We start from the raw sequence: 23,805 nt of genomic DNA, 5'->3' as shown, positions 1-23,805 counted from the left end.
GTGCATGACGCCCAAAGGAGAAGAAAGCGCCGGAGCTTCGCTCGACGACCGGATCACCGGAGCACTGGTCGGGGCCGCCGTCGGCGACGCCCTCGGCGGTCCGGTCGAGGGCTACTCCCCCGGCCAGATCCTCGAACGCCACGGCGGCCGCGTGCACGGCGTCGTCGGCCCCTGGAACGGCGACGACTGGCGCACCGCCCGCCCCATCGCGCCGTACCACAAGGGCGACGGGCACGTCACCGACGACACCTTGATGACCCATGCGCTGGTACGGGTGTACGACCGGGTCCGCGACCACCTCGACGCGTACGCGATCGCCGACCACCTGGTCCCCGACCTGATGACCAACCCCCGCTGGATCCCGGAACTGGAGGCGGAGACCATCCCCCTCCACCGGATCTTCCTCGCGGAGAAGTGGCTGGCGACCCGCCTCCACTACGGCCATGCCGACCCCCGGGAAGCCGGCGTCGGCAACATCGTCAACTGCGGTGCGGCGATGTACATGGCCCCGGTCGGCCTGGTCAACGCGGCGCATCCGCGGGCCGCGTACGCCGAGGCGCTGGACGTGGCGGGCGCCCACCAGTCGTCGTACGGCAGGGAGGCCGCGGGCGTCTTCGCGGCGGCGGTGGCGGCGGCGACGGCGCCCGGCGCGACACCGGACTCCGTGGTCGGCGTCTGCCTGTCCCTGGCGAAGGACGGCACCCGCGAGGCGATCGAACGCGTCTGTGAAACGGCGGCACGCCACTGCGACTTCGAGTCGGCGCTCGTCCCGCTCCGCGACGCGGTCGCCCCCTACGACACGGTGGGCCCCGACTACCGGTCCCCCTCGCTCGGCGCCCGCCGACCCTCCCGTCTGCACGCCATCGAGGAACTCCCCGTCGCCCTGGGCATGTTGCTGGTGGCCGACGGCGACTACCGGCAGGCCGTGCTCGGTTCCGTCAACTACGGCCGGGACTGCGACTCCATCGCGACGATGGCGGGCGCGATCGCCGGCGCGCTGGGCTCACCGGTTCCGGAGGACTGGTCGAAGCGGGTCGCGGAGGCCAGCCGCCTCGACCTCTGGGAACCGCCCCGGGTCCTGGCCGCCGTGACCCGCGAGGTCTTCGCCCTCGACCTGGAACGCCGCCGCGTCCACGAGGAGTCCTTCGCCCGCCTCGGAGGCCCGAGTTGCTCCGCCTGACCTGGGTCCAGCCGGAGGATCTGCTGGGCCATGAGCTGCGCCAGGCCCGGCAGGACGGCCGGGAGCCGTCGGCGATCGCTGCGCGCTGGCGGGCGGCGGGGGGCGCGGACGCGCCGGACCGGGCGGGCGCGTCGGAGGGACGGGCCTCCCGTTATCTGCGTCAACTGGCGGAGGACCTGCTCGACGAACTCGCGGACCTGCCGAGCAGGTTGAACGAGCCGACGGATCTGGCCGCCATCAAGGCACTGTGCCCGCAGTGGCCGAGCGCCCACCGGGGAGGTCCGTGCGGACCGTCGTGCGGCTGCGGCCCGGTGGGGGCCGATCGCGCAGTTCCCCGCGCCCCTGAAAAACATAGCTGCGGGCAGTCGTGCCGCTGGGGCGGCACGGGTGGGCGCAGCGGCACCCTGCCAGCGCCGGTGAGCGTCCCCACCCCCCGGCCCCCACACCCCCGCACCTACCACGCCGCCTGGCTGGGCCGAGCCGTCGGCTGTCTGCTCGGCAAACCCGTCGAGAAGCTCCCCCTGCACGCCATCCGCGAACTCGCCCGCGCCACCGGCAACTGGCCCCTGAACCACTACTTCACCGCCCGCGGCGTCCCCGCCGACCTCCTCTCCGCGCACCCCTGGAACCGCCGCTCGGCCCCCACCTCCCTCGCCGAGAACATCGACGGCATGCCCGAGGACGACGACCTCAACTACCCCCTCCTCAACCTCCTCCTGCTCCAGCGCCGCACCAGGGACTTCACCACCACCGACGTCGCCGCCCTCTGGCTCGACGAACTCCCCGCCGGCCGCACCTTCACCGCCGAACGCGTCGCCTACCGCAACCTCCTCACCGGGATCGAGCCCCCGCACACCGCCCGCCACCGCAACCCCTTCCGCGAGTGGATCGGCGCCCTCATCCGCGCCGACGTGCACGGCTGGACCAACCCCGGCGACCCGGCCGCCGCGGCCGAACAGGCCCACCGCGACGCCACCCTCACCCACACGGCCAACGGCGTCTACGCGGCGATGTTCACGGCGGCCGTCATCGCCACCGCCGTCACCGGCACCCACGACGTCCACTCCTGCCTGCGCGCCGGCCGGTCCGTCGTCCCGCCCCACTCCCGGCTGGCCCACGCCGTCGACCACGCGATCCGGCTCGCCGAGTGCCACGACGACTTCGACACCGTCGTGGACGAACTCCACGCCACCCACTCCCCCACCCACCACTGGGTGCACGCCATTCCCAACACCGCCCTGATCGCCGCCGCCCTCACCCACGCCGACGGCGACTTCACCGGCTCCGTCTGCCGCGCGGTGAGCGGCGGTTGGGACACCGATTCCAACGGAGCGACCGCCGGCTCGGTCGCCGGTCTGCTCGCGGGGGACCCCGACGCGCTCCCCGACCGCTGGACGACCCCGCTCAAGAACCGACTCGCCACCTCCGTCGCCGGCTTCGACGGCACCGGCTTCGACACCCTCGCCCACCTCACCCACCTGGAGGCGACCCGCTCATGACCCACATCGCCGTACTAGGCAGCACGAACATGGACCTCGTCGCGTACGCCGAGAGAGCCCCGCAGCTCGGAGAGACCGTGACGGGACGGGCGTTCCGTACGATCCCCGGCGGCAAGGGCGCCAACCAGGCGATCGCCGCCGCCCGCGCCGGCGCCACCGTCTCGATGATCGGCGCGGTCGGCCACGACGCCTACGGCGCCCGGCTGCGCGAGACCCTCGAACACTCCGGCGTGGACACGGACTCGCTGCGCACGATCGAGGGCCCCTCCGGCACCGCGCACATCGTCGTGGACGACGAGGGCGGCAACGCGATCGTCGTGGTGCCCGGCGCGAACGGCACCGTCGACCATCTCGCCCCCGGCGACGAGGGCGTCATCGCCTCCGCCGACACGCTCCTGCTCCAGCTGGAGATCCCCCTCGCGGCGGTGGTGGCGGGGGCCCAGGCCGCCCGCCGGCACGGCGTCCGGACCATCCTCACCCCGTCCCCCGCCCGCCCGCTCCCCTCCGAACTCCTCGACAGCATCGACCTGCTGGTGCCGAACGAGCGGGAGGCGGCCACCCTCACCGACCGCTTCGACCCGCGCGACGCGGCGGCCGCGCTCCTCGACCGGGTACCGCAGGTCGTCGTCACGCTCGGCGCGGCCGGCAGCCTCTACCTCACCCGCGACGCGGCGCCGCTCGTCGTCCCCGCGCCCCGGGTGTCCGCCGTCGACTCGACGGGTGCCGGCGACACCTTCGTCGGCGCCCTGGCGGTCGCCCTGGCCGAGGAGAAACCGATCCGCGAGGCCCTGTCCTGGGCCGCCGCCGCGGCGGCGATCTCCGTACAACGGGAGGGAGCGACGGAGTCGATGCCGTACCGCCCGGAGATCGAGGCCCAGTACACCGCATGAGTACGACACCCACGACACCCACAGCAGCCACAGCAGCCACGACGCCCACGGCACCCAACGGCCCGGCGGCGCACCCCGGGCCCCCGCTCCCGCCCCTCACCGGTCTGCGCGTCCTCGATCTCGCCACCCTCTTCGCCGGTCCTCTCGCCGCCACCCTGCTCGGTGACTTCGGCGCCGAGGTCATCAAGGTCGAGCACCCCGCCAAACCCGACCCCTCCCGGGGCCACGGCCCGGCCAAACACGGCGTCGGCCTGTGGTGGAAGCTGCTCGGCCGCAACAAGCGCACCCTCACCCTCGACCTGTCCAGGCCCGGCGGCCGGGCCACCCTCCTCCGGCTCGCCGCCACCGCCGACGTGATCATCGAGAACTTCCGCCCCGGCACCCTGGAGAAGTGGGACCTGGGGTGGGAGGAGCTGTCCGCCGCCAACCCGCGGCTGGTCCTGACCCGGGTCACCGCCTTCGGCCAGTTCGGCCCCTACGCCCACCGGCCCGGCTTCGGCACCCTCGCCGAGGCGATGAGCGGCTTCGCGGCGATCACCGGCGAGCCGGACGCCCCGCCGACGCTGCCCCCGTTCGGGCTCGCCGACTCCATCGCGGCGCTGGCCACCGCGTACGCCGTGATGACCGCGCTCGCGGCCCGGGACCGCACCGGCGAGGGCCAGGTCGTCGACATGGCGATCATCGAGCCGATCCTGGCCGTCCTCGGCCCCCAGCCCACCTGGTACGACCAGCTCGGCTACGTCCAGGCACGCACCGGCAACCGGTCCGCCAACAACGCCCCGCGCAACACCTACCGCACGGCGGACGGCAGCTGGGTCGCGGTGTCCACCTCGGCCCAGTCGATCGCGGAACGCGTGCTGCGGCTGGTCGGGCGCCCGGAGCTGATCGACGAACCGTGGTTCGCGACCGGTGCCGGCCGGGCCGCGCACGCAGACGTCCTCGACGCGGCCGTCGGCAACTGGGTCGCCACCCGCTCCCGTGCCGAGGTGCTGGCCGAGTTCGAGAAGGCGGAGGCGGCGGTGGCGCCCGTCCAGGACGTACGGGACGTGATGGAGGACCCGCAGTACCAGGCGCTGAACACGATCACCACCGTCCCCGACCCCGAGCTGGGCCCGCTGCGCATGCAGAACGTTCTCTTCCGGCTCTCCGCCACCCCCGGCGCGATCCGCTGGACCGGCCGCCCGCACGGCGCCGACACGGAGGAGGTCCTGGCCGAGCTGGGCCTGACCCCGGCCCAGGTGCGGGACCTGCGCGCGGAGGGCGCCGTATGACCGGCCTGCCGTTCCCGCTGACCTGGCTGTACGTCCCCGGCGACCGACCGCACGTGGTCGCCAAGGCGCTGGCCTCCGGAACGGACGTGGTGGTGATCGACCTGGAGGACGCGGTCGCCCCCGACCGCAAGGACTACGCCCGCGACGCCACCGCCGACCTCCTCGCCCACCCCCAGCCGGTCCCGGTCCACGTCCGGATCAACGCCCTGGACACGCCGTGGGCCCGGACCGACGTCAAGGCCCTCCTCTCGCTCCCCGGCCTGGCCGGACTCCGCGTCCCGAAGGTCGCCGGCCCGGAGGACATCCGCCGGCTCGCGGCCCGGACCGCCGCCCTCCCCCTCTACGCCCTGCTCGAATCGGCCCTCGGCATCGAACACGCCTACGCGATCGCCGCCGCCCACCCGGCCCTGCGGGGCATCTCCCTGGGCGAGGCGGACCTACGGGCCGACCTGGGCGTACGGGACGACATCGGCCTCGACTGGTCCCGGTCCCGGATCGTGGTCGCCGCACGGGCGGCGGGCCTCGCCCCGCCGCCCCAGTCGGTCCACCCCGACACCCGCGACCTCAACGGCCTCGCCGCCTCCTGCGCCCACGGCCGCGCCCTGGGCTTCCTGGGCCGCGCCGCGATCCACCCCCGCCAGCTCCCGATCATCGAGCGGGCCTACCTCCCCACGGAGGCCGAACTGGAACAGGCGGAGACGGTCGTCAAGGCAGCCACCACGGAACAGGGCGCCCAGGCCCTCCCCGACGGCAGCTTCATCGACGCGGCGGTGGTGGCCGCGGCCCGCAGAACCCTGTCCCTCACGAACCGCCGCTGACCTGCTCCACCCGCCGACGACTCCGTTCTGCCGCAGCGGCGAGTACCTCCACGGCGCTGTCCGGCGGTGCCGAACCCGCCGCAACCCCCTGGCCCGCACACGAAGAGGGCGCCCGGTTCGATCCCGGGCGCCCTCTTCGTCGTACAGCAGCAGGTCAGCAGCTCAGCTCTTCTTGCTTCCCGACCCGGCCTCGTCCTTCACTTCGTCGGCGGCGTCATCCTCGGCCTCGGCCTCGTCGCCAGAGGCCTCGGCGTCCTTCGCCTCAGCGATCTCACCCGCCTCAGCGATCTCACTCGCCTCGTCGGTCTCACCGGCACCGTCGGCCGCACCGTCGGAGACACCCTCACCGTCGGAGCCGCCCGGCTCGACCACCGTCTCCCGGCCCGGCCGCTTCTTCGCGGAGAGCACCATGTACAGCACCGCGAGCAGGAACACGATCATCGCGGTCCAGTCGTTGAGCCGCAGACCGAGGATGTGGTGGGCGTCGTCGACGCGCATGTACTCGATCCAGCCGCGGCCCACGCAGTACGCGGCGACGTACAGGGCGAAGGCGCGGCCGTGGCCGAGCTTGAAGCGGCGGTCGGCCCAGATGACCAGGAAGCCGACGCCGATGCACCACAGCGACTCGTAGAGGAAGGTCGGGTGGTAGTAGCCCGGGATCCGGCCGCCCTCGGAGGAGGTGATGTGCAGGGCCCACGGAACGTGGGTCTCACGGCCGTACAGCTCCTGGTTGAACCAGTTGCCCCAGCGGCCGATCGCCTGGGCGAAGGCGATGCCGGGGGCGATGGCGTCGGCATAGGCGGGCAGCGGGATGCCCCGGCGCCGGCAGCCGATCCACGCGCCCACCGCACCGAGCGCGATCGCGCCCCAGATGCCGAGGCCACCCTGCCAGACCTTGAACGCGTCGACCCAGTCGCGGCCCGAGCTGAAGTACAGCTCGTAGTCCGTGATCACGTGGTAGAGGCGCCCGCCGACAAGGCCGAACGGTACGGCCCAGACCGCGATGTCGGCCACGGTGCCGGCCCGCCCGCCCCGGGCGATCCAGCGCTTGTTGCCGAGCCAGACGGCTACGAAGACACCGATGATGATGCAGAACGCGTAGCCGCGCAGCGGGATGGGTCCGAGGTGGATCACTCCGCGCGACGGGCTGGGAATGTAGGCAAGTTCTTCCATGGCAGGGTCGACGCTACCGTGCCGGACCGGGCCGACGGCAACCAGCCCGGCTACGGCTCCATAACGGGGACGTGAGAATCGCTTACCCCCGCCTACTGCTTGTTCGCGTCCTCGACCAGCTGCTTCAGCTTGTCCGGGGTCATGGTCTGGTCCTCGTAGATGTTCTTGCCGCCGAGCAGGACGGTCGGGGTGCCGTTGAACTTGCCCGCCTGGAAGGCCTGGTTGGATTTCACGACCCAGGAGTTGTGCGTGCCGTCCTTGACGCACTTCTGGAACGCCGGCGTGTTCAGCCCTTCGACCTTGCCGGCCAGCTCGATCAGCTTGTCGTTGCCGGCGAACGCGTCGTCGGTCTCCTTCGGCTGGTTCTCGTACAGCACGTCGTGGAAGTCGCGGAACTTCCCGGCGTCCTGGGCGCAGGCCGCCGCGTTGGCCGCGTTCCGGGAACCGCTGCCGCCGAGGTTGCCGTCGATCAGCGTGACCAGGTGGTAGTCGATCCTGAGCTTGCCGGCGTCGACCAGCTCGTGGAGCGTCGGGCGGTACGCCGTCTCGAAGGCCTGGCAGGCCGGGCAGCGGAAGTCCTCCCAGACGGTGAGCGTCGCCTTGGCGTCGTCCTTGCCGACCGGGATCGCGAGGCTGTCCTTGCCCTGCGCGCCGGAGGGCGCCACGACCGGGCCCGAGCTCGCGCTGCCCTTGTCCTTGCCCGCGTTCGCGGCGACCACGCCGATCACCGCCGCCAGGCCCAGGACGCAGACGACGCTCGCGCCCACGATCAGCGTGCGCCGCCGCTTGTCCGCGGCCCGCTGCTTCTCGCGCTCGGCCGCCAGCCGCTCACGGGCCATCCGCTTTCCGTCACGATTCTTCTCGCTCACACCCCCAGAACGAACCAGGGAGGCGCAGCGCGCCTCCCCGGTCCCAGGTCCACCCGTTCGAGTGACCGAATGTTCTGTTGTGTCCGGCGGTACCCCGGAAGGCTTGCCCGCTGCGGGGCTACGCCTGTCCGCGCACGCCCTTCGCCAGGTCCCCGGCGAGTTCACGGACGGCCGCCACGCCGGCCGCGTGGTCCGGCGCGTCCAGCATCCGCTTCACGAAGGCCGAACCGACGATCACGCCGTCGGCGAAGCCGGCGACCTCGGCGGCCTGGGCCGCGTTCGAGACGCCGAGGCCGACGCAGACGGGCAGGTCGGTGCCGGTGGCCCGGGTGCGTTCGACCAGGTCCTGGGCCTGTGCCCCGACCGATTCACGTGTACCGGTGACACCCATCAGCGAGGCCGCGTAGACGAAGCCGCTGCCCGCCGCGGTGATCTGCGCGAGCCGCTCGTCCTTGCTGCTGGGCGCCACCACGAAGACCGTCGCGAGGCCGTGCTTCTCGGCGTGCTCCCTCCAGAGCGCCGACTCCTGCACCGGCAGGTCCGGCAGGATGCAGCCCGCGCCGCCCGCCTCGGCGAGCTCCGCGGTGAAGCGCTCCACGCCGTAGCGGTCGATGGGGTTCCAGTACGTCATGACGAGGATCGGGCTGCCGGTGGCCTCGTAGGCCTCCTTGACCGTGCGCATGACGTCCGCGATCCGCACGCCGCCGCGCAGGGCGATGTCGTCGGCGGTCTGGATGACCGGGCCGTCGAGGACCGGGTCGCTGTGCGGCAGTCCGACCTCGACGACGTCCGCGCCGCCGTCGAGCACGGCCTTGATCGCCTCGATGCCGGCGTCCACGGTCGGGAACCCGGCCGGGAGGTAGGCGATGAGCGCGGCGCGGCCCTCGGCCTTGGCACCCTCGAGGGTGTCGGACAGCAGCTGGCCCTTCTTGCTGTTCAGTGCAGCCCCGCTCACTTGGCGTCCCCCTCGATCTCGGCGGTGGCGGTGGCGTCGGCAGCCACCTCGGCGTCGGTGTCGTACAGCCCGAAGTAGCGCGCGGCGGTGTCCATGTCCTTGTCGCCGCGGCCCGACAGGTTGACGACGATCAGCCCGTCCTCGCCGAGTTCCCTGCCGACCTCCAGAGCGCCCGCGAGGGCGTGGGCGCTCTCGATGGCCGGGATGATGCCCTCGGTGCGGGAGAGCAGGCGCAGGGCCTGCATGGCCGCGTCGTCGGTGACCGCGCGGTACTCGCCGCGGCCGGAGTCCTTGAGGTAGGAGTGCTCCGGGCCGATGCCGGGGTAGTCCAGACCGGCGGAGATCGAGTACGGCTCGGTGATCTGGCCCTCGTCGTCCTGGAGGACGTACGACCGGGAGCCGTGCAGGATGCCGGGCTCGCCGGCGGTGAGGGTGGCCGCGTGCTCGCCGGTCTCGATGCCGTGCCCCGCGGGCTCGCAGCCGATCAGGCGGACGTCCTCGTCGGGGATGAAGGCGTGGAAGAGGCCGATGGCGTTGGAGCCGCCGCCGACGCAGGCGATCGCGGCGTCGGGGAGCCGGCCGGCCCGCTCCAGGATCTGGCGGCGGGCCTCGACGCCGATGACGCGGTGGAAGTCGCGGACCATCGCCGGGAAGGGGTGCGGTCCCGCGACCGTGCCGAACAGGTAGTGGGTGTGGTCGACGTTGGCCACCCAGTCGCGGAACGCCTCGTTGATGGCGTCCTTGAGCGTGCGGCTGCCGGACTTCACGGCGATGACCTCGGCGCCGAGGATGCGCATCCGGGCCACGTTGAGGGCCTGGCGCCGGGTGTCGATCTCGCCCATGTAGATGGTGCAGTCGAGGCCGAACAGCGCGCAGGCGGTGGCCGTCGCCACGCCGTGCTGGCCGGCGCCGGTCTCCGCGATCACGCGGGTCTTGCCCATGCGCTTGGTGAGCAGGGCCTGGCCGAGCACGTTGTTGATCTTGTGCGAGCCGGTGTGGTTCAGGTCCTCGCGCTTGAGGAACATCCGGGCGCCGCCCGCGTGTTCCGCGAAGCGGGGGACCTCGGTGAGCGCCGACGGGCGGCCCGTGTAGTTGAGGAGCAGGTCGTCGAGTTCACGGGCGAACTCGGGGTCGTGCTTGGCCTTGTCGTACTCGACGGCGACCTCGTCCACGGCGGCGACGAGGGCCTCCGGGATGAACTTGCCGCCGAAGGCGCCGAAGTAGCCCTCGGCGCTGGGCACCTGACCGGTGGGGTCAGGGAAGAAGAAATCGCTGGGCATGCCAGAACCTCACGGTGAGTGCGTGTGAAAAGACACTATTCGCCGTGGGACGTCGGGGTTGTCTGTCGGCTGCGGGCCGTCAGTGGTTGCTCGCGCTCGCGCGACGGAGTCGCAAAATCAGATACAGCCCCGCGCCCCTAACGGGGCGCTGCCATCGACGGCCGTTCACCTGTCCCGGTTCGTCGCCGATGACGTAACGCACGCGGCGGCCGTGGATTCGGCGGGCCGGGGCGCGGCAACCGCGGGGACGGCAGCCGCGCGCCAGGCGGGCGTACCGGTCCACTGCTGTCGTCACCGTGAGAGTCATCGGGATCAGCCTACCGGGTGATCAGGGCCTGCCGTGGCGGAGTGCGGGGTGTTCGCCCGCCGCCACCAGGTCGGCCACCGCCGACTTGGGGTCACGGCCCGTCACCAGGGACTCGCCGACCAGGACCGCGTCGGCGCCCGCGTTGGCGTACGCGATCAGGTCGTGCGGGCCGCGGACGCCGGACTCGGCGACCTTGACGATGTGGTCGGGGATCTCCGGGGCGACCCGCTCGAAGGTGGAGCGGTCGACCTCCAGGGTCTTCAGGTTGCGCGCGTTGACGCCGATCACCTTGGCGCCCGCGTCGACCGCGCGCTCGACCTCGTCCTCGTCGTGGACCTCGACGAGCGGGGTGAGGCCGATGGACTCGGCGCGCTCGATCAGCGACTCAAGGGCCGGCTGGTCGAGGGCGGCGACGATCAGCAGCGCGAGGTCGGCACCGTACGCACGGGCCTCCCACAACTGGTACGACGTGACGATGAAGTCCTTGCGCAGCACCGGGATGTCCACCCGGGCCCGGACCGCCTCCAGGTCGGCCAGCGAGCCGCCGAAGCGGCGCTGCTCGGTCAGGACCGAGATGACGGCCGCGCCGCCCGCCTCGTAGTCCGCGGCGAGCCCGGCCGGGTCGGCGATCGCGGCCAGCGCGCCCTTGGACGGGCTGGAGCGCTTGACCTCGCAGATGACCTTGACGCCCTCACCGCGCAGCGCGGCCACGCCGTCCTTGGCGGCCCGTGCCTTCGCCGCGCGCTCCTTGAGCTCGTCGAGGCTGACGCGCGCCTGCCGCTCCGCGAGGTCGGCACGGACTCCGTCGATGATCTCGTCGAGCACACTCACGCGAGCGGTCCCCTTCCGGTTCCGGACGGTTCTTCCAGTCGGGTCAAAACCCATGGTCATATCGATGGTATCCGCAGGACGGCACAGGCCTCGCATCCGGTTGACGCCCTGTCCCACTACCTGGACGTTCGCCAGTTGATCAAGGATGCAACCAGCCACCGAAGGGCAGGTTCCGGACAACGGTGAAGACCAGCAGCAACGCGCCGAGGCTCCACATCGCCACCGGCCTGAGTTCGATCCGGGCAGGTCGGCCGCGTGCCGCGCGCACCACCCAGACGGTCCACACCACGGCGAAGGCCAGATAGGCGATCACGCCCGCCGCGTTGTCCCGCAGCGCGCCCAGGAGGTCGCCGTGGACGAACGCGTGCGCGCTGCGCAGACCCCCGCAGCCGGGGCAGTACAGGCCGGTGAGCCGGTAGAGCGGGCAGACCGGGTAGTGGCCGGGCTGGTTGGGGTCGACGGTGCCGACGTAGGCGAAGGCCCCCACGACGGCGCCGAGCACGGAGACGGGCACGGTCAGCCGGCCCCGGAGGGAGGCCGTCACCGGTGGTACGGCTGCGCTGCGGCTGTCGGCGTTCACGCCTCGCATTGTGCCCCGTCACGGTCGGCACACGCGCGCGAGGGGCGCCCCGGACCTGGTCCGGGGCGCCCCTCGGGAAGCGCGGGCGGTCAGCTCTCGGCGCCGACCGGCTCGGGGGCGGCGACCGGGGCGCTGTGGGAGGAGGTCACCAGGGCGGCCTGCTTCGGCATGCCGAGGCCCATGGCGCGCATGATGCCGCCCACCACACCACCGAGGACCACGATCACCATTCCGGCCCAGAAACCCAGCGGCTGTGCCATCACCATGAAGGCGCCCGCGACGCAGAAACCGATGAAGGCGATGGTGACGCCGGTCCAGGCGGCCGGGGTGTGACCGTGGCTGTTGCCCGCCATGACTTGCTCCTCGTTGCTCGTACGTGTCCTTCCGGACGCTCACTCCCGATTGTCCCGCACGCACCGGGGTGCATGGGGCGGGGGGTGGCCCATCACACGCGTCTGATACGCCACATCACTGTTGATCGCCCCGAGCTTCCAGCGCCCGTAAGGGGCGCGGGGAACTGCGCGAGCAACCACGACGGCGCCGCAGACGACCGACCACGTACCGCCCCCCTCTTCGGCGCCCCCGGCGAAGCGTCACGCTCCGGTGGGGTCCTCCCCCCGGTCCAGCGCCTTCCAGATGTCCTCGGGCCGGTCGGGATCCACCGGCTTCGGCGCCCGGCGCGGCCGCTCCGCCCCCGTGCCGCGTTCGTAGCGGCCGGACATGGCGGGCCACAGCCGGCCGTAGCGCAGCGCCAGCAGCCCGGCGACCAGGATGAGCACGCCGCCGGCCGCGGCGACGTACGGCCAGCCGGTGTGGCTGAGGGCGTCGACCGTGGCGGACGTGTCGCCACTGGCCTCGGCGGCCTTCTCGTCGAGCGCGGAGCCGTCGGAGGCGCCCAGCAGGGCCGCGGCGGCGATGCCGGCGCCGGAGAGCGCGAGCAGCCCGGAGACCAGGAAACGGCCGGCCTTGCGGACGGCGAAGACGGCGACGAGCGCGGCGAGGCCCACTATGGCGAGGGCCGCGGGGACGCCCGTGACGTCGCTGCCCCTGGCGGTCAGCGGGAAGTCGCCACCGGCCACCGTGGCGGTGCCTTCCGCCCAGCGCTGCCGGCTGGACAGCAGGGCCACGGCCGCGCCCAGCGCGCCGAACAGCAGCGCGACGGCGAGGCTGCGGCGGCCGGACCCGGTGGGTTCGCCGGCTTCGGAACGGGGGTGAGGAACAGCAGTCACGTACTCCACTATCGCTTGAACCCCGGGCGAACGGTCACCCGGGGTCGGGTGAGAAGCACCCCACTTGCCCGGTCCGTGCGCCTACTTGCCGAGTCTGTTGGCCGTGTGCACCGCTCGCAGGACCGCCGCCGCCTTGTTGCGGCACTCCTGGTCCTCGGCGACCGGATTGGAGTCGGCGACGATGCCGGCGCCGGCCTGGACGTAGGCCGTGCCGTCGCGCAGCAGGGCGGTGCGGATGGCGATGGCCGTGTCGGAGTCGCCGGCGAAGTCGAGGTAGCCGACGCAGCCGCCGTACAACCCCCGCCTCGACGGCTCCAGTTCGTCGATGATCTGCATCGCCCGGGGCTTGGGGGCGCCGGAGAGGGTGCCGGCCGGGAAGCAGGCGGTGAGGACGTCGAAGGCGGTGCGGCCCGCGGCGACCTTTCCGGTGACCGTGGAGACGATGTGCATGACGTGCGAGTACCGCTCGACGGACATGAAGTCGACGACCTCGACGGAGCCGGGCTCGCAGACCCGCCCGAGGTCGTTGCGCCCGAGGTCGACGAGCATCAGGTGCTCGGCGCGCTCCTTGGGGTCGGCCATCAGCTCGTCGGCGAGGGCCTGGTCCTCCTGCGGGGTGGCCCCGCGCGGCCGGGTGCCGGCGATGGGGTGCACCATGGCCTGCCCGTCCTCGACCTTGACGAGCGCCTCCGGACTGGATCCCACGACGTCGAAGCCGTCGAAGCGGAAGAGGTACATGTACGGCGACGGGTTGGTGGCCCTCAGGACGCGGTAGACGTCCAGCGCGCTCGCCGTGCACGGGGTCTCGAAGCGCTGGGAGGGGACGACCTGGAAGGCCTCGCCCGCGCGGATGCGCTCCTTGATGTCCTCGACGGCGACCTGGAAGTCGGGGCCGCCCCACAGGGCGGTGTACTCGGGGAGCTCGGAGGGCGGCAGCACGGCGGGCGGCTGGGCGACCGGGCGGGAGAGGTCGGCCTCCATGGCGTCCAGGCGGGCCACGGCGTCCGCGTGGGCCTCGTCGACGCCCGTGTCCAGGTCGTTGTGGTTGATCGCGTTGGCGATCAGCAGGACCGAGCCCTCCCAGTGGTCCATGACGGCGAGGTCGCTGGTGAGGAGCATGGTCAGCTCGGGAAGCCGGAGGTCGTCGCGCTCCCCCGGGCCGATCTTTTCCAGGCGGCGCACGATGTCGTAGCCGAGGTAGCCGACCATGCCGCCGGTGAAGGGGGGCAGCTCCTGGTCGTGCGGGGTGTGCAGGGCCTCGATGGTGGCGCGCAGGGCGGCCAGCGGGTCGCCGTCGACCGGTACGCCGACGGGCGGGGTGCCGAGCCAGTGGGCCTGGCCGTCGCGGGCGGTGAGGGTGGCGGCGGAGCGGACGCCCACGAAGGAGTACCGGGACCATGAGCGGCCGTTCTCGGCGGACTCCAGCAGGAAGGTGCCGGGGCGCTCGGCGGCGAGCTTGCGGTAGAGCGCGACCGGGGTGTCGCCGTCGGCGAGGAGCTTGCGGGTGACCGGGATGACGCGCCGGTCGGTCGCGAGCTTGCGGAAGGTCTCGAGGTCCATGGCGGCAGACCTTACTGATCCGAGGCGGGTACGCCGGAATCGGCGCCTTCGTGGCCGTGCTCGACGCCTTCGTGGCCGTGCTCGGCGTCCTTCAGGAGCACGTCGGCGTCGAAGCAGGTGCGGTCGCCGGTGTGGCAGGCGGCGCCCACCTGGTCGACCTTGACCAGCACGGTGTCGGCGTCGCAGTCGAGGGCGACCGACTTGACCCACTGGAAGTGGCCGGAGGTGTCGCCCTTGACCCAGTACTCCCGGCGGCTGCGCGACCAGTAGGTGCAGCGGCCGGTGGTGAGGGTCCGGTGCAGCGCCTCGTCGTCCATCCAGCCGAGCATCAGCACCTCACCGGTGTCGTACTGCTGGGCGATGGCGGGGAGGAGTCCGTCGGCGCTGCGCTTGAGACGGGCGGCGATCTCCGGGGCGAGGCCACTGGACGGGGGCGTACCCGTCGTTCCGGTCGTACTGGTCATGGGTGCCATTGTGCCGCGCGGCACCGACAGTCACGGTCCGTGTCCACTGTCCGGACGGTGGGTGTGGCCTTAGGCTGGCGGTATGTCGACCTTCGCCAAGCGTGAACGGCTTCTGCTCGCCGACCTCTTGGAGACCGCCGGTCCCGAGGCGCCGACCCTCTGCGAGGGCTGGGTGACCCGTGATCTGGCCGCGCACGTGGTGGTGCGGGAGCGCCGGCCGGACGCGGCCGGGGGCACGATGATCAAGCAGCTGGCGCCGCGGCTCGAGAAGGTGACGGCCGAGTTCGCGGCGAAGCCCTACGAGGAGCTGATCCAGCTGATCCGCACCGGTCCGCCGCGGTTCTCGCCGTTCCAGCTCAAGCAGGTGGACGAGGCGGCCAACACGGTCGAGTTCTACGTGCACACCGAGGACGTCCGGCGGGCCCAGCCGGACTGGTCGTCGCGGGAGCTGGACCCGGTCTTCCAGGACGCCCTGTGGTCCCGCCTGGAGCGCACCGCCCGGCTGCTGGGCCGGGGCGTGCCGACGGGCCTGGTGCTGCGCCGCCCGGACGGCCAGACGGCGGTCGCCCATCGCGGCGCCCCGGTGGTGACGGTGACCGGCGAGCCCTCCGAGCTGCTGATGTTCGCGTTCGGCCGGCAGAGCACGGCGAAGGTCGAGGTGGCGGGCGACGAGAACGCGATCGCCAAGCTGCGCGAGTCCAGATCCCTGGGCATCTGAGGGGCTCCCGGTGATCAGGGTCGCGATGACCAGTGTGTACGTGGACGACGTGCCGAAGGCGCACGCGTTCTACACGGACGTCCTCGGTTTCGAGACCCGCACCCGCCTTGACCTGGGCGGCGGCACCCTGTTCGTCACGGTCGGCGCCCCGCAGGGCGCCCAGCCCGACCTCCAGCTCCTGCTGGAGCCCGGCCAGGGCCCCGTCGCGGACCCGTACCGCAGGGCCGTGTACGAGGCGGGCCTGCCGGCCATCGTCTTCTCCGTGGACGACATCCGCTCGGAGTACGACCGCCTGTGCGCCCTGGGCGTCCGCTTCCCGCACGAGCCGCAGGACCAGGGCCCGGTGGTCGCCGCCGTCCTGGACGACACGGTCGGCAACCTGATCCAGCTGACCCAGCCGAAGGGCTGAGCGGCCTCAGCGGGGCAGTTCGGCGCGGCGCAGCGCGGGCACGGCGAGGGCGACGACCCCGCCGAGCGCGCAGACGGTGGCGCTGGCGACGTAGACCGGGCCGAGTCCGAAGACACCGATCGCGGTGGCCGTGAACGGCATGCTGAGCGGGGTCAGGCCCAGGCTGATCAGGCCGGAGACGGCGGTGACCCGGCCCAGGTACGCGGGGTCGGCGTGGGTCTGCAGCAGCGCCCCGCACATGGCGCCGCTGAGCCCGGCGAGCAGGCCGATCAGCAGCGCGACGCCGACGGCGCCGACGAGGCCCGGTACGAACGCGAGGGCACCGATCGCGACGGACCCGGCGAGGATCGAGACACCGGCGACCAGACCCGCGCGCGGCAGCCGCCCCCGCACGGTCAGCAGCAGGGAGACGGCGCCGGCGCCGACGCCGAACCCCGCGAGCACCCAGCCCACCCCGGCCGCACCCCAGCCGCGCCGGTCGGCGAGCAGGGTCAGTCCGACGTTGAGGGGGCTGACGAAGCCCAGGTCGCCGAGGGCGATGGCCAGCATCAGCGGGGCCAGGACGCGGTGCCGGCGGATGTGGGCGAGCCCGGCCCGCAGGTCCTGCCAGGGGGTGGGGGCGGCGGCGCGGTCGTCGGCCGGGAGTTCCCGGACCCGCAGGGACGTCAGCAGGGGGACCGACACGGCGATGAGCAGCCCGGCGAGGCCGAAGGCGGCCGCCGCGCCGCCGACGGCCACGCAGAGGCCGCCGAGCGGGGCGCCGAGGATGCTCGCGAAACGGATGGCGAGACCGCGCATGCCCTGCACCCGCGCGAGCTGGTCGCGGCTGGTCACGCGCGCGGGGAGGGCGCCCACGGCGGGCATGAACACGGCGTCGACGATGCCGAAGACCAGGGCGAGCGCGGCGAGCGGCCACAGGCCGGGGCTGGTCAGGAAGAGCAGCGCGGCCACGGCGAGGACGGCCGCGCAGCGCACCGCGTCGCTGCCGATGACGACCCGGCGGGGGCCCAGCCGGTCGGCTATCACCCCGCCGAACAGCATGAGCACGGCCCTGGGCAGCGCGCTCACGGACATCACGGCGCCGGCCTGCGCGGGCGAGCCGCCCTGGACGGCGGCCCAGGAGAGGGCGATGTAGTAGACGCTGTCGCCGACCATGGAGGAGGTGTAGGCGCCGAGCCAGCGCAGGACGTTGGGGTCGCGGTGGGCGGGGCGCGGGGCGGCGGTCGCGGAGGCGTGGGCGGTGAGGGTGGCGGTCACGGAGGTGAACCCTTCTCAGATGCGGAACGGGAAGCCGTACGTGTACAGCGCCACGTGCTCGCGCCCTTCGGTGTCGCCGTCGGCCTCGGCGGACCGGCCTTTCGCGTCGTACTTCCTGGCCAGCGCGAGCAGTTCCTCGCGGAGTTCGCCCAGTTCGGCAGCGGTCAGGCGGAGCAGGGACTCGCTGTCGGGCGCGGCGGCGTTCCACTCGGCGCTCCAGGTGGCGCGCTCGTCGAGGTAGCGGCGGTACATGTCGGCACGCTGCTCGTGGAAGAGCCGGGTGGCGGCGAGGTGGGCGGCGGCCTTCTCGGGTGCGTCACGGAAGTCCCGGTCCCGGATGCTGATGCCGTCCGACGCGGGCTGCCACCAGCGCTCCCGGCCGTCCGCGCGCTGTGGCTCGGCCTCCTCGATCAGACCGTGCTCGGCGAGCTTGCGCAGGTGGTAGCTGACCAGTGAGACCGCCTCGTCGACCTGGTCGGCGAGCTGCGAGGCCGTCGCCTTGTCGGCCACGCACAGGCCTCGGTAGAGCTTCATGCGCAGCGGGTGGGCGAGCGCCTTGAGGGTGCCCACATCGGTGATCCGGTGGTCCCGCTCCTTCTCCGTCATGCCACCGACGCTAGATGCGAAAGAAAAATTGCGCAATATATTTTGCGCAACTTCTCTTTCGCATCTGCCGAAGAGATTCGCGTCTGCCGAAGAGAAGGGCCCGGGACAGCAAGAAGCCCCGGCCGCCTGTCTCCAGGTCGCCGGGGCCGGGCTCAGCGCGGCGTCACCGCACCGGGTGTCCCGCCTCGCGGAGCGTCTGCTTGACCTGGCCGATCCTGAGGTCGCCGAAGTGGAAGACGGAGGCCGCGAGGACCGCGTCGGCGCCCGCGCCGACGGCCGGGGGGAAGTGGGCGAGGGCGCCGGCGCCGCCGGAGGCGATGACCGGCACGGTCACGTGCTTGCGCACCGCCGCGATCATCTCCAGGTCGTAGCCGTCCTTCGTCCCGTCCGCGTCCATCGAGTTGAGCAGGATCTCGCCGGCGCCCAGCTCGGCGGCCCGGTGCGCCCACTCGACCGCGTCGATGCCGGTGCCGCGGCGGCCGCCGTGCGTGGTGACCTCGAAGGATCCCGACTCCGTGCGGCGGGCGTCGACCGACAGGACCAGGACCTGGCGGCCGAAGCGTTCCGCGATCTCGCGGATCAGGTCCGGGCGGGCGATGGCCGCCGTGTTGACGCCCACCTTGTCGGCGCCGGCGCGCAGCAGCTTGTCGACGTCCTCGGCGGTGCGGACGCCGCCGCCGACCGTCAGGGGGATGAACACCTGCTCGGCGGTGCGGCGCACCACGTCGTAGGTGGTCTCCCGGTTGCCGGAGGACGCGGTGATGTCCAGGAAGGTCAGCTCGTCGGCGCCCTCCGCGTCGTACACCTTGGCCATCTCGACCGGGTCGCCCGCGTCGCGCAGGTTCTGGAAGTTGACGCCCTTGACGACCCGGCCGTTGTCCACGTCCAGGCAGGGGATGACTCGGACCGCCAGGGTCATGACTCCACGGCTCCTCTGTATGCCTCTAGCTCTGCTTCCACCAGGATGCGCGGGTCGACGAAGCCGGTCACCACGACGAACGTGGTCACCGGGCGCACCTGGTCGAAGACCTCCTTGTGGGCGCGTCCCACCGCGTCCATGTCGCGCGCGTGCGCGAGGAACAGGCGGGTGCGGATCACCGACTCCGGTCCGAGCCCGAACTCGGCGATCGCCTCCAGAGCGGTTCCGAAGGCCACCCTGGCCTGCTCGTACGGGTCGCCCTCCCCGTACAGCACGGTGCCCTTGAAGGACGTCGTACCGCCCACCACCACACGGTCGCCCGCCGCGACGGCGCGGGCGAAACCGAAGGTCTCCTCCCAGGGACTTCCGCTCTGCACGCGCCGTACGGCATCGGACGTCATGGTGACACTGCCTCCAGTGCTTCTTCCAAGGTGAACGCCTTGGCGTACAGCGCCTTCCCGACGATGGCGCCCTCGACACCGAGGGGTACCAGGCCGGCCAGCGCACGGAGGTCGTCCAGCGACGACACGCCGCCGGAGGCCACGACCGGCCGGTCCGTCGCGGCGCACACGTTCTTCAGGAGCTCCAGGTTCGGGCCCTGCAGAGTGCCGTCCTTGGCGATGTCGGTGACGACGTAGCGGGCGCAGCCCTCCTTGTCGAGGCGGGCGAGCGTCTCGTAGAGGTCGCCGCCGTCGCGGGTCCAGCCGCGGCCCCTGAGGGTCGTGCCGCGCACGTCCAGGCCGACCGCGATCTGGTCGCCGTGCTCGGCGATGACCTTGGCGACCCACTCCGGGGTCTCCAGGGCGGCCGTGCCCAGGTTCACCCGGGTGCAGCCGGTGGCGAGGGCCGCGGCGAGGGTGGCGTCGTCGCGGATGCCGCCGGACAGCTCGACCTTGATGTCCATCGCCTTGGTGACCTCGGCGACCAGCGCGCGGTTGTCGCCGGTGCCGAACGCCGCGTCCAGGTCGACCAGGTGCAGCCACTCGGCGCCCGACCGCTGCCAGGCGAGCGCGGCCTCCAGGGGGGAGCCGTAGGAGGTCTCGGTCCCGGACTCGCCGTGCACGAGGCGGACGGCCTGGCCGTCGCGGACGTCGACGGCGGGGAGGAGTTCGAGCGTGCTCACAGTGTTCCGATCCAGTTGGTGAGGAGCTGGGCGCCGGCGTCGCCGGACTTCTCGGGGTGGAACTGGGTGGCCCACAGGGCGCCGTTCTCCACGGCGGCCACGAACGGCTTGCCGTGCGTCGACCAGGTCACCAGCGGGGCCCGCAGCGCCGCGTTGTGCGTCTCCAGCGACCAGTCGTGGACGGCGTAGGAGTGCACGAAGTAGAAGCGCGCGTCCGCGTCCAGGCCGGCGAACAGCTGGGAGCCGGCCGGTGCGGCCACGGTGTTCCAGCCCATGTGGGGGACGATCTCGGCCTGGAGCGGCTCGACGGAGCCGGGCCACTCGTCGAGGCCGTCGGTCTCCACGCCGTGCTCGATGCCGCGCGCGAACAGGATCTGCATGCCGACGCAGATGCCCATCACCGGCCGCCCGCCGGACAGCCGGCGGTCGATGATCCAGTCGCCGCGCGCCCCGCGCAGGCCCTCCATGCAGGCGGCGAAGGCGCCCACGCCGGGCACCAGCAGGCCGTCCGCGTTCATGGCCTTGTCGAAGTCACGGGTGATCTCGACGTCGGCCCCGGTCCGGGCGAGGGCGCGCTCGGCGGACCGGACGTTGCCGAAGCCGTAGTCGAAGACGACGACCTTTTTCGACGGTGCGGTCAACTCCACACCTCCAGCCTCATGACGCCCGCCACCAGGCACAGGGCGGCGCTGATCGAGAGCAGCACGATCAGGCTGGTGGGCATCTTCTGCTTGACGAAGGAGATGATTCCGCCGACCAGGAAGAGGCCGACGACGATCAGTATGGTCGAGAGGCTGTTCATCGCTTACAGCGCGCCCTTCGTGGACGGGAGGATGCCGGCCGCGCGCGGGTCGCGCTCGGAGGCGTAGCGCAGGGCCCTCGCCAGCGCCTTGAACTGGCACTCCACGATGTGGTGCGCGTTGCGCCCGTAGGGCACGTGCACGTGCAGGGCGATCTGCGCCTGGGCCACGAAGGACTCCAGGATGTGCCGGGTCATGGTGGTGTCGTACTCGCCGATCATCGGCGCCATCTTCTCCGGCTCGGTGTGCACGAGGTACGGGCGGCCGGAGAGGTCGACCGTGACCTGGGCGAGCGACTCGTCCAGCGGGACCGTGCAGTTGCCGAAGCGGTAGATGCCCACCTTGTCGCCGAGGGCCTGCTTGAAGGCGGCGCCGAGGGCGAGGGCGGTGTCCTCGATGGTGTGGTGCGAGTCGATGTGCAGGTCGCCGTCGGTCTTCACGGTGAGGTCGAACAGGCCGTGCCGGCCGAGCTGGTCGAGCATGTGGTCGTAGAAGCCGACGCCGGTCTTGATGTCGGTCTTGCCGGTGCCGTCGAGGTCGATCTCGACGAGGACCGAGGTCTCCTTGGTGGTGCGCTCCACGCGCCCTACGCGGGTCATGCGTCCAGCTCCTTCTTGACTTCACGGACCGCGTCGAGGAACGCGTCGTTCTCTTCGGGGGTTCCGGCGGACACCCGCAGGAAACCGGGCACGCCGTTGTCGCGGACGAGGACCCCCCGGTCGAGGATCTGCTGCCACACCGCGTGCGGGTCCGCGAACCGCCCGAACTGCACGAAGTTGGCGTCGGATTCGGTGACCTCCAGGCCCGCCGCGCGCAACTCGCTCACCAGCCGGTCCCGCTCGGCCTTCAGCTGCTCGACGTACTTCAGCAGCGTGTCGGTGTGCTCCAGGGCGGCCAGCGCGGTCGCCTGGGTGATCGCCGACAGGTGGTACGGCAGCCGGACGAGCTGGACGGCGTCCACCACCGCGGGGTGCGCGGCGAGATAGCCGAGGCGCAGGCCGGCCGCGCCGAAGGCCTTCGACATGGTCCGGGAGACGACGAGATTCGGCCGACCTTCGAGCAGCGGCAGCAGCGAGGCGCCGTGGCTGAACTCGATGTAGGCCTCGTCCACGACGACCATCGAGGGCTTGGCGGCCTGGGCGGCCTCGTAGAGCGCGAGGACCGTCTCGGCCGGCACCGCGTTGCCGGTGGGGTTGTTGGGGGTGGTGATGAAGACGACGTCCGGCCTGTGCTCGGCGATGGCCGCCGAGGCCGCCTCGACGTCGAGGGTGAAGTCCTCGTTGCGGGGGCCGGAGATCCAGCGGGTGCCGGTGCCGCGCGAGATGAGCGAGTGCATCGAGTACGACGGCTCGAAGCCGATCGCCGTGCGGCCGGGGCCGCCGAAGGTCTGCAGCAGCTGCTGGATGACCTCGTTGGAGCCGTTGGCCGCCCACACGTTCTCGACGGTGAGCGGGTGGTTGCCGGTCTTCGTCAGGTACTTGGCGAGTTCGGTGCGGAGCTGGACCGCGTCCCGGTCGGGGTAGCGGTTCAGGTCGCGGGCGGCCTCCCGCACCCGCTCCGTGATCCGCTCGACCAGCGGCTCGGGCAGCGGGTACGGGTTCTCGTTGGTGTTCAGCCGTACCGGGACGTCCAACTGGGGCGCGCCGTAGGGGGACTTGCCGCGCAGCTCGTCCCGTACGGGGAGATCGTCGATTCCGAGGTTCACTTGCTCGCCGGTACCTTCCACCCGAACCTTGCCTTCACCGCCGCGCCGTGCGCGGGCAGGTCCTCCGCCTCCGCCAGCGTGACCACGTGGTGCGCGACCTCGGCCAGCGCGTCCCGCGTGTAGTCGACGATGTGGATGCCGCGCAGGAAGGACTGGACGGAGAGCCCCGAGGAGTGGCAGGCGCAGCCGCCGGTGGGCAGCACGTGGTTGGACCCGGCGGCGTAGTCGCCGAGGGAGACCGGCGCCCAGGGCCCGATGAAGACCGCGCCCGCGTTCCTGACCCGGTCGGCCACCGCGGCGGCGTCGGCGGTCTGGATCTCCAGGTGCTCGGCACCGTACGCGTCGACGACCCTGAGGCCCTCCTCGACGCCGTCGACCAGGACGATCGCGGACTGCCGGCCCTGCAGGGCGGGGACGATCCGGTCGTCGACGTGCTTGGTGGCCGCGACCTGCGGCTCCAGCTCCTTCTCCACGGCGTCCGCGAGCTCGACCGAGTCGGTGACCAGGACGGCGGCGGCCAGCGGGTCGTGCTCGGCCTGGCTGATCAGGTCGGCGGCCACGTGCACCGGGTCGGCGGTCGAGTCCGCGAGGACGGCGATCTCGGTCGGGCCCGCCTCGGCGTCGATGCCGATCCGGCCGGTGAAGTAGCGCTTGGCGGCGGCCACCCAGATGTTGCCGGGGCCGGTGACCATGACGGCGGGCGGGCAGGACTCGGTGCCGTAGGCGAACATCGCGACGGCAGTGGCGCCGCCGGCCGCGTACACCTCGTCGACGCCGAGCAGGGCGCAGGCGGCGAGGATCGTCGGGTGCGGCAGGCCGTCGAACTCGGCCTGCGGCGGCGAGGCGAGCGCGATCGACTCGACGCCGGCCTCCTGCGCGGGCACCGCGTTCATGATCACGGAGGACGGGTAGACCGACCGGCCACCGGGCGCGTACAGCCCGACGCGCTCCACCGGCACCCACTTCTCGGTCACCGAGCCGCCCGGCACGACCTGGGTCGTGTGGGTCGTACGGCGCTGCGCGCGGTGCACGAGGCGGGCGCGCCGGATGGACTCCTCCAGGGCCGCGCGCACGGCCGGGTCGAGCTCCACCAGGGCCTTGTCGAGCGCCTCGGCGGGCACCCGCACCTGCTCCAGCCGCACCCCGTCGAACTTCTCCGCGAAGTCGATCAGCGCCGCGTCGCCCCGATGATGCACGGCCTCGCAGATCGGACGCACCTTCTCCAGGGCGGCCGAGACGTCGAAGTCGGCTCGGGGCAGCAGGTCGCGCAGGGCGGGTCCCTCGGGGAGGGCGTCGCCGCGCAGATCGATTCGGGAGATCACAGGCTCAATTCTCTCAGACGGCACTCGGGGCCCGTCCGCG

General features: G+C 72.4%; 27 protein-coding genes. 7 read left to right on the top strand and 20 right to left on the bottom strand.

Going from position 1 to position 23,805, the window contains the following annotated elements:
• The first annotated feature begins 4 nt into the window (after positions 1-4).
• From ABZ887_RS06860 to ABZ887_RS06840, 5 genes are read left to right on the top strand one after another with little or no spacing between them, the layout of a single operon-like run.
• The gene (locus ABZ887_RS06860; RefSeq protein ID WP_361283748.1) at positions 5-1,180 is read left to right on the top strand and encodes an ADP-ribosylglycohydrolase family protein; all 1,176 of its coding nucleotides are present in this window, start codon (positions 5-7) and stop codon (positions 1,178-1,180) included.
• A complete protein-coding gene (locus ABZ887_RS06855; RefSeq protein WP_361283745.1) occupies positions 1,168-2,679 on the top strand; it encodes an ADP-ribosylglycohydrolase family protein in 1,512 nt (503 codons plus the stop codon). The genes ABZ887_RS06860 and ABZ887_RS06855 overlap by 13 nt, the downstream gene beginning before the upstream one ends.
• The gene (rbsK, locus tag ABZ887_RS06850) at positions 2,676-3,569 is read left to right on the top strand and encodes a ribokinase (RefSeq protein ID WP_361283742.1); all 894 of its coding nucleotides are present in this window, start codon (positions 2,676-2,678) and stop codon (positions 3,567-3,569) included. The genes ABZ887_RS06855 and rbsK overlap by 4 nt, the downstream gene beginning before the upstream one ends.
• The gene (locus ABZ887_RS06845) at positions 3,566-4,840 is read left to right on the top strand and encodes a CoA transferase (protein WP_361283739.1); all 1,275 of its coding nucleotides are present in this window, start codon (positions 3,566-3,568) and stop codon (positions 4,838-4,840) included. The genes rbsK and ABZ887_RS06845 overlap by 4 nt, the downstream gene beginning before the upstream one ends.
• Positions 4,837-5,658 carry a CoA ester lyase gene (locus ABZ887_RS06840; protein ID WP_361283736.1) on the top strand — a complete coding sequence of 274 codons (822 nt, stop codon included), beginning with the start codon at positions 4,837-4,839 and terminating at the stop codon, positions 5,656-5,658. Before ABZ887_RS06845 ends, ABZ887_RS06840 begins: the two co-directional genes overlap by 4 nt.
• Positions 5,659-5,820: 162 nt before the next feature.
• Here ABZ887_RS06840 and lgt read toward each other — a convergent pair whose 3' ends face one another.
• The 10 genes from lgt to hisI form a co-directional block, all read right to left on the bottom strand.
• The gene (lgt, locus tag ABZ887_RS06835) at positions 5,821-6,831 is read right to left on the bottom strand and encodes a prolipoprotein diacylglyceryl transferase (RefSeq protein WP_361283733.1); all 1,011 of its coding nucleotides are present in this window, start codon (positions 6,829-6,831) and stop codon (positions 5,821-5,823) included.
• 92 nt (positions 6,832-6,923) lie between these two features.
• A complete protein-coding gene (locus ABZ887_RS06830; protein ID WP_361283730.1) occupies positions 6,924-7,700 on the bottom strand; it encodes a thioredoxin domain-containing protein in 777 nt (258 codons plus the stop codon).
• Positions 7,701-7,818: 118 nt separating this feature from the next.
• On the bottom strand, positions 7,819-8,655 hold the full coding sequence (gene trpA, locus ABZ887_RS06825) for a tryptophan synthase subunit alpha (protein WP_361283727.1): 837 nt from the start codon (positions 8,653-8,655) through the stop codon (positions 7,819-7,821).
• Positions 8,652-9,935 carry a tryptophan synthase subunit beta gene (gene trpB / locus ABZ887_RS06820; RefSeq protein WP_361283725.1) on the bottom strand — a complete coding sequence of 428 codons (1,284 nt, stop codon included), beginning with the start codon at positions 9,933-9,935 and terminating at the stop codon, positions 8,652-8,654. The genes trpA and trpB overlap by 4 nt, the downstream gene beginning before the upstream one ends.
• Before the next feature lie 328 nt (positions 9,936-10,263).
• Complete coding sequence (trpC, locus tag ABZ887_RS06815; RefSeq protein ID WP_361283722.1) at positions 10,264-11,073, bottom strand: indole-3-glycerol phosphate synthase TrpC; 810 nt, start codon at positions 11,071-11,073, stop codon at positions 10,264-10,266.
• A gap of 139 nt (positions 11,074-11,212) precedes the next feature.
• On the bottom strand, positions 11,213-11,662 hold the full coding sequence (locus ABZ887_RS06810; RefSeq protein ID WP_361283719.1) for a DUF2752 domain-containing protein: 450 nt from the start codon (positions 11,660-11,662) through the stop codon (positions 11,213-11,215).
• Positions 11,663-11,742: 80 nt separating this feature from the next.
• Positions 11,743-12,006, bottom strand: coding sequence for an HGxxPAAW family protein (locus ABZ887_RS06805; protein WP_361283716.1), 264 nt, complete (start codon positions 12,004-12,006; stop codon positions 11,743-11,745).
• 240 nt (positions 12,007-12,246) lie between these two features.
• Entirely contained in the window at positions 12,247-12,891 is a 645-nt protein-coding gene (locus tag ABZ887_RS06800; RefSeq protein WP_361283713.1) for a TIGR02234 family membrane protein, read from the bottom strand.
• A gap of 72 nt (positions 12,892-12,963) precedes the next feature.
• The gene (locus tag ABZ887_RS06795; RefSeq protein ID WP_361283710.1) at positions 12,964-14,442 is read right to left on the bottom strand and encodes an anthranilate synthase component I; all 1,479 of its coding nucleotides are present in this window, start codon (positions 14,440-14,442) and stop codon (positions 12,964-12,966) included.
• An 11-nt stretch (positions 14,443-14,453) separates the two neighbouring features.
• Positions 14,454-14,915 carry a phosphoribosyl-AMP cyclohydrolase gene (hisI, locus tag ABZ887_RS06790; RefSeq protein WP_361284594.1) on the bottom strand — a complete coding sequence of 154 codons (462 nt, stop codon included), beginning with the start codon at positions 14,913-14,915 and terminating at the stop codon, positions 14,454-14,456.
• 73 nt (positions 14,916-14,988) lie between these two features.
• Here hisI and ABZ887_RS06785 point away from each other — a divergent pair, with 73 nt between their 5' ends.
• Complete coding sequence (locus tag ABZ887_RS06785; RefSeq protein ID WP_361283707.1) at positions 14,989-15,624, top strand: TIGR03085 family metal-binding protein; 636 nt, start codon at positions 14,989-14,991, stop codon at positions 15,622-15,624.
• A 10-nt stretch (positions 15,625-15,634) separates the two neighbouring features.
• The gene (locus ABZ887_RS06780) at positions 15,635-16,033 is read left to right on the top strand and encodes a VOC family protein (protein ID WP_361283704.1); all 399 of its coding nucleotides are present in this window, start codon (positions 15,635-15,637) and stop codon (positions 16,031-16,033) included.
• A gap of 6 nt (positions 16,034-16,039) precedes the next feature.
• Here the strand turns inward: ABZ887_RS06780 and ABZ887_RS06775 are convergent, their stop codons facing one another.
• The 10 genes from ABZ887_RS06775 to hisD all read right to left on the bottom strand — a co-directional run bounded on the left by ABZ887_RS06775 (position 16,040) and on the right by hisD (position 23,765).
• Positions 16,040-17,290: an MFS transporter gene (locus ABZ887_RS06775; protein WP_361283700.1), complete on the bottom strand. Its 1,251-nt coding sequence runs from the start codon at positions 17,288-17,290 to the stop codon at positions 16,040-16,042.
• A 15-nt stretch (positions 17,291-17,305) separates the two neighbouring features.
• Positions 17,306-17,896, bottom strand: a complete 591-nt coding sequence (locus ABZ887_RS06770) for a helix-turn-helix domain-containing protein (RefSeq protein WP_361283697.1) — start codon at positions 17,894-17,896, stop codon at positions 17,306-17,308.
• A gap of 163 nt (positions 17,897-18,059) precedes the next feature.
• Positions 18,060-18,815, bottom strand: coding sequence for an imidazole glycerol phosphate synthase subunit HisF (gene hisF, locus ABZ887_RS06765; RefSeq protein WP_361283694.1), 756 nt, complete (start codon positions 18,813-18,815; stop codon positions 18,060-18,062).
• Positions 18,812-19,216 carry a RidA family protein gene (locus tag ABZ887_RS06760; protein WP_361283691.1) on the bottom strand — a complete coding sequence of 135 codons (405 nt, stop codon included), beginning with the start codon at positions 19,214-19,216 and terminating at the stop codon, positions 18,812-18,814. Before ABZ887_RS06760 ends, hisF begins: the two co-directional genes overlap by 4 nt.
• Positions 19,213-19,938, bottom strand: coding sequence for a bifunctional 1-(5-phosphoribosyl)-5-((5-phosphoribosylamino)methylideneamino)imidazole-4-carboxamide isomerase/phosphoribosylanthranilate isomerase PriA (gene priA, locus ABZ887_RS06755; RefSeq protein WP_361283688.1), 726 nt, complete (start codon positions 19,936-19,938; stop codon positions 19,213-19,215). Before priA ends, ABZ887_RS06760 begins: the two co-directional genes overlap by 4 nt.
• Entirely contained in the window at positions 19,935-20,579 is a 645-nt protein-coding gene (gene hisH / locus ABZ887_RS06750) for an imidazole glycerol phosphate synthase subunit HisH (protein ID WP_361283684.1), read from the bottom strand. The genes priA and hisH overlap by 4 nt, the downstream gene beginning before the upstream one ends.
• Entirely contained in the window at positions 20,576-20,740 is a 165-nt protein-coding gene (locus tag ABZ887_RS06745) for a hypothetical protein (RefSeq protein WP_361283681.1), read from the bottom strand. The genes hisH and ABZ887_RS06745 overlap by 4 nt, the downstream gene beginning before the upstream one ends.
• A gap of 3 nt (positions 20,741-20,743) precedes the next feature.
• On the bottom strand, positions 20,744-21,337 hold the full coding sequence (gene hisB, locus ABZ887_RS06740; protein ID WP_133028294.1) for an imidazoleglycerol-phosphate dehydratase HisB: 594 nt from the start codon (positions 21,335-21,337) through the stop codon (positions 20,744-20,746).
• Complete coding sequence (locus ABZ887_RS06735) at positions 21,334-22,443, bottom strand: histidinol-phosphate transaminase (RefSeq protein WP_361283678.1); 1,110 nt, start codon at positions 22,441-22,443, stop codon at positions 21,334-21,336. The genes hisB and ABZ887_RS06735 overlap by 4 nt, the downstream gene beginning before the upstream one ends.
• Positions 22,440-23,765 carry a histidinol dehydrogenase gene (gene hisD / locus ABZ887_RS06730; RefSeq protein ID WP_361283675.1) on the bottom strand — a complete coding sequence of 442 codons (1,326 nt, stop codon included), beginning with the start codon at positions 23,763-23,765 and terminating at the stop codon, positions 22,440-22,442. The genes ABZ887_RS06735 and hisD overlap by 4 nt, the downstream gene beginning before the upstream one ends.
• Positions 23,766-23,805: the final 40 nt, after the last annotated feature.

Source organism: Streptomyces sp. NPDC047061 (assembly GCF_040643955.1).
Taxonomy (GTDB): domain Bacteria; phylum Actinomycetota; class Actinomycetes; order Streptomycetales; family Streptomycetaceae; genus Streptomyces.
The sequence above is the reverse complement of the archived record's forward strand: the minus strand, read 5'-3'. Positions and strand labels throughout refer to the sequence as shown.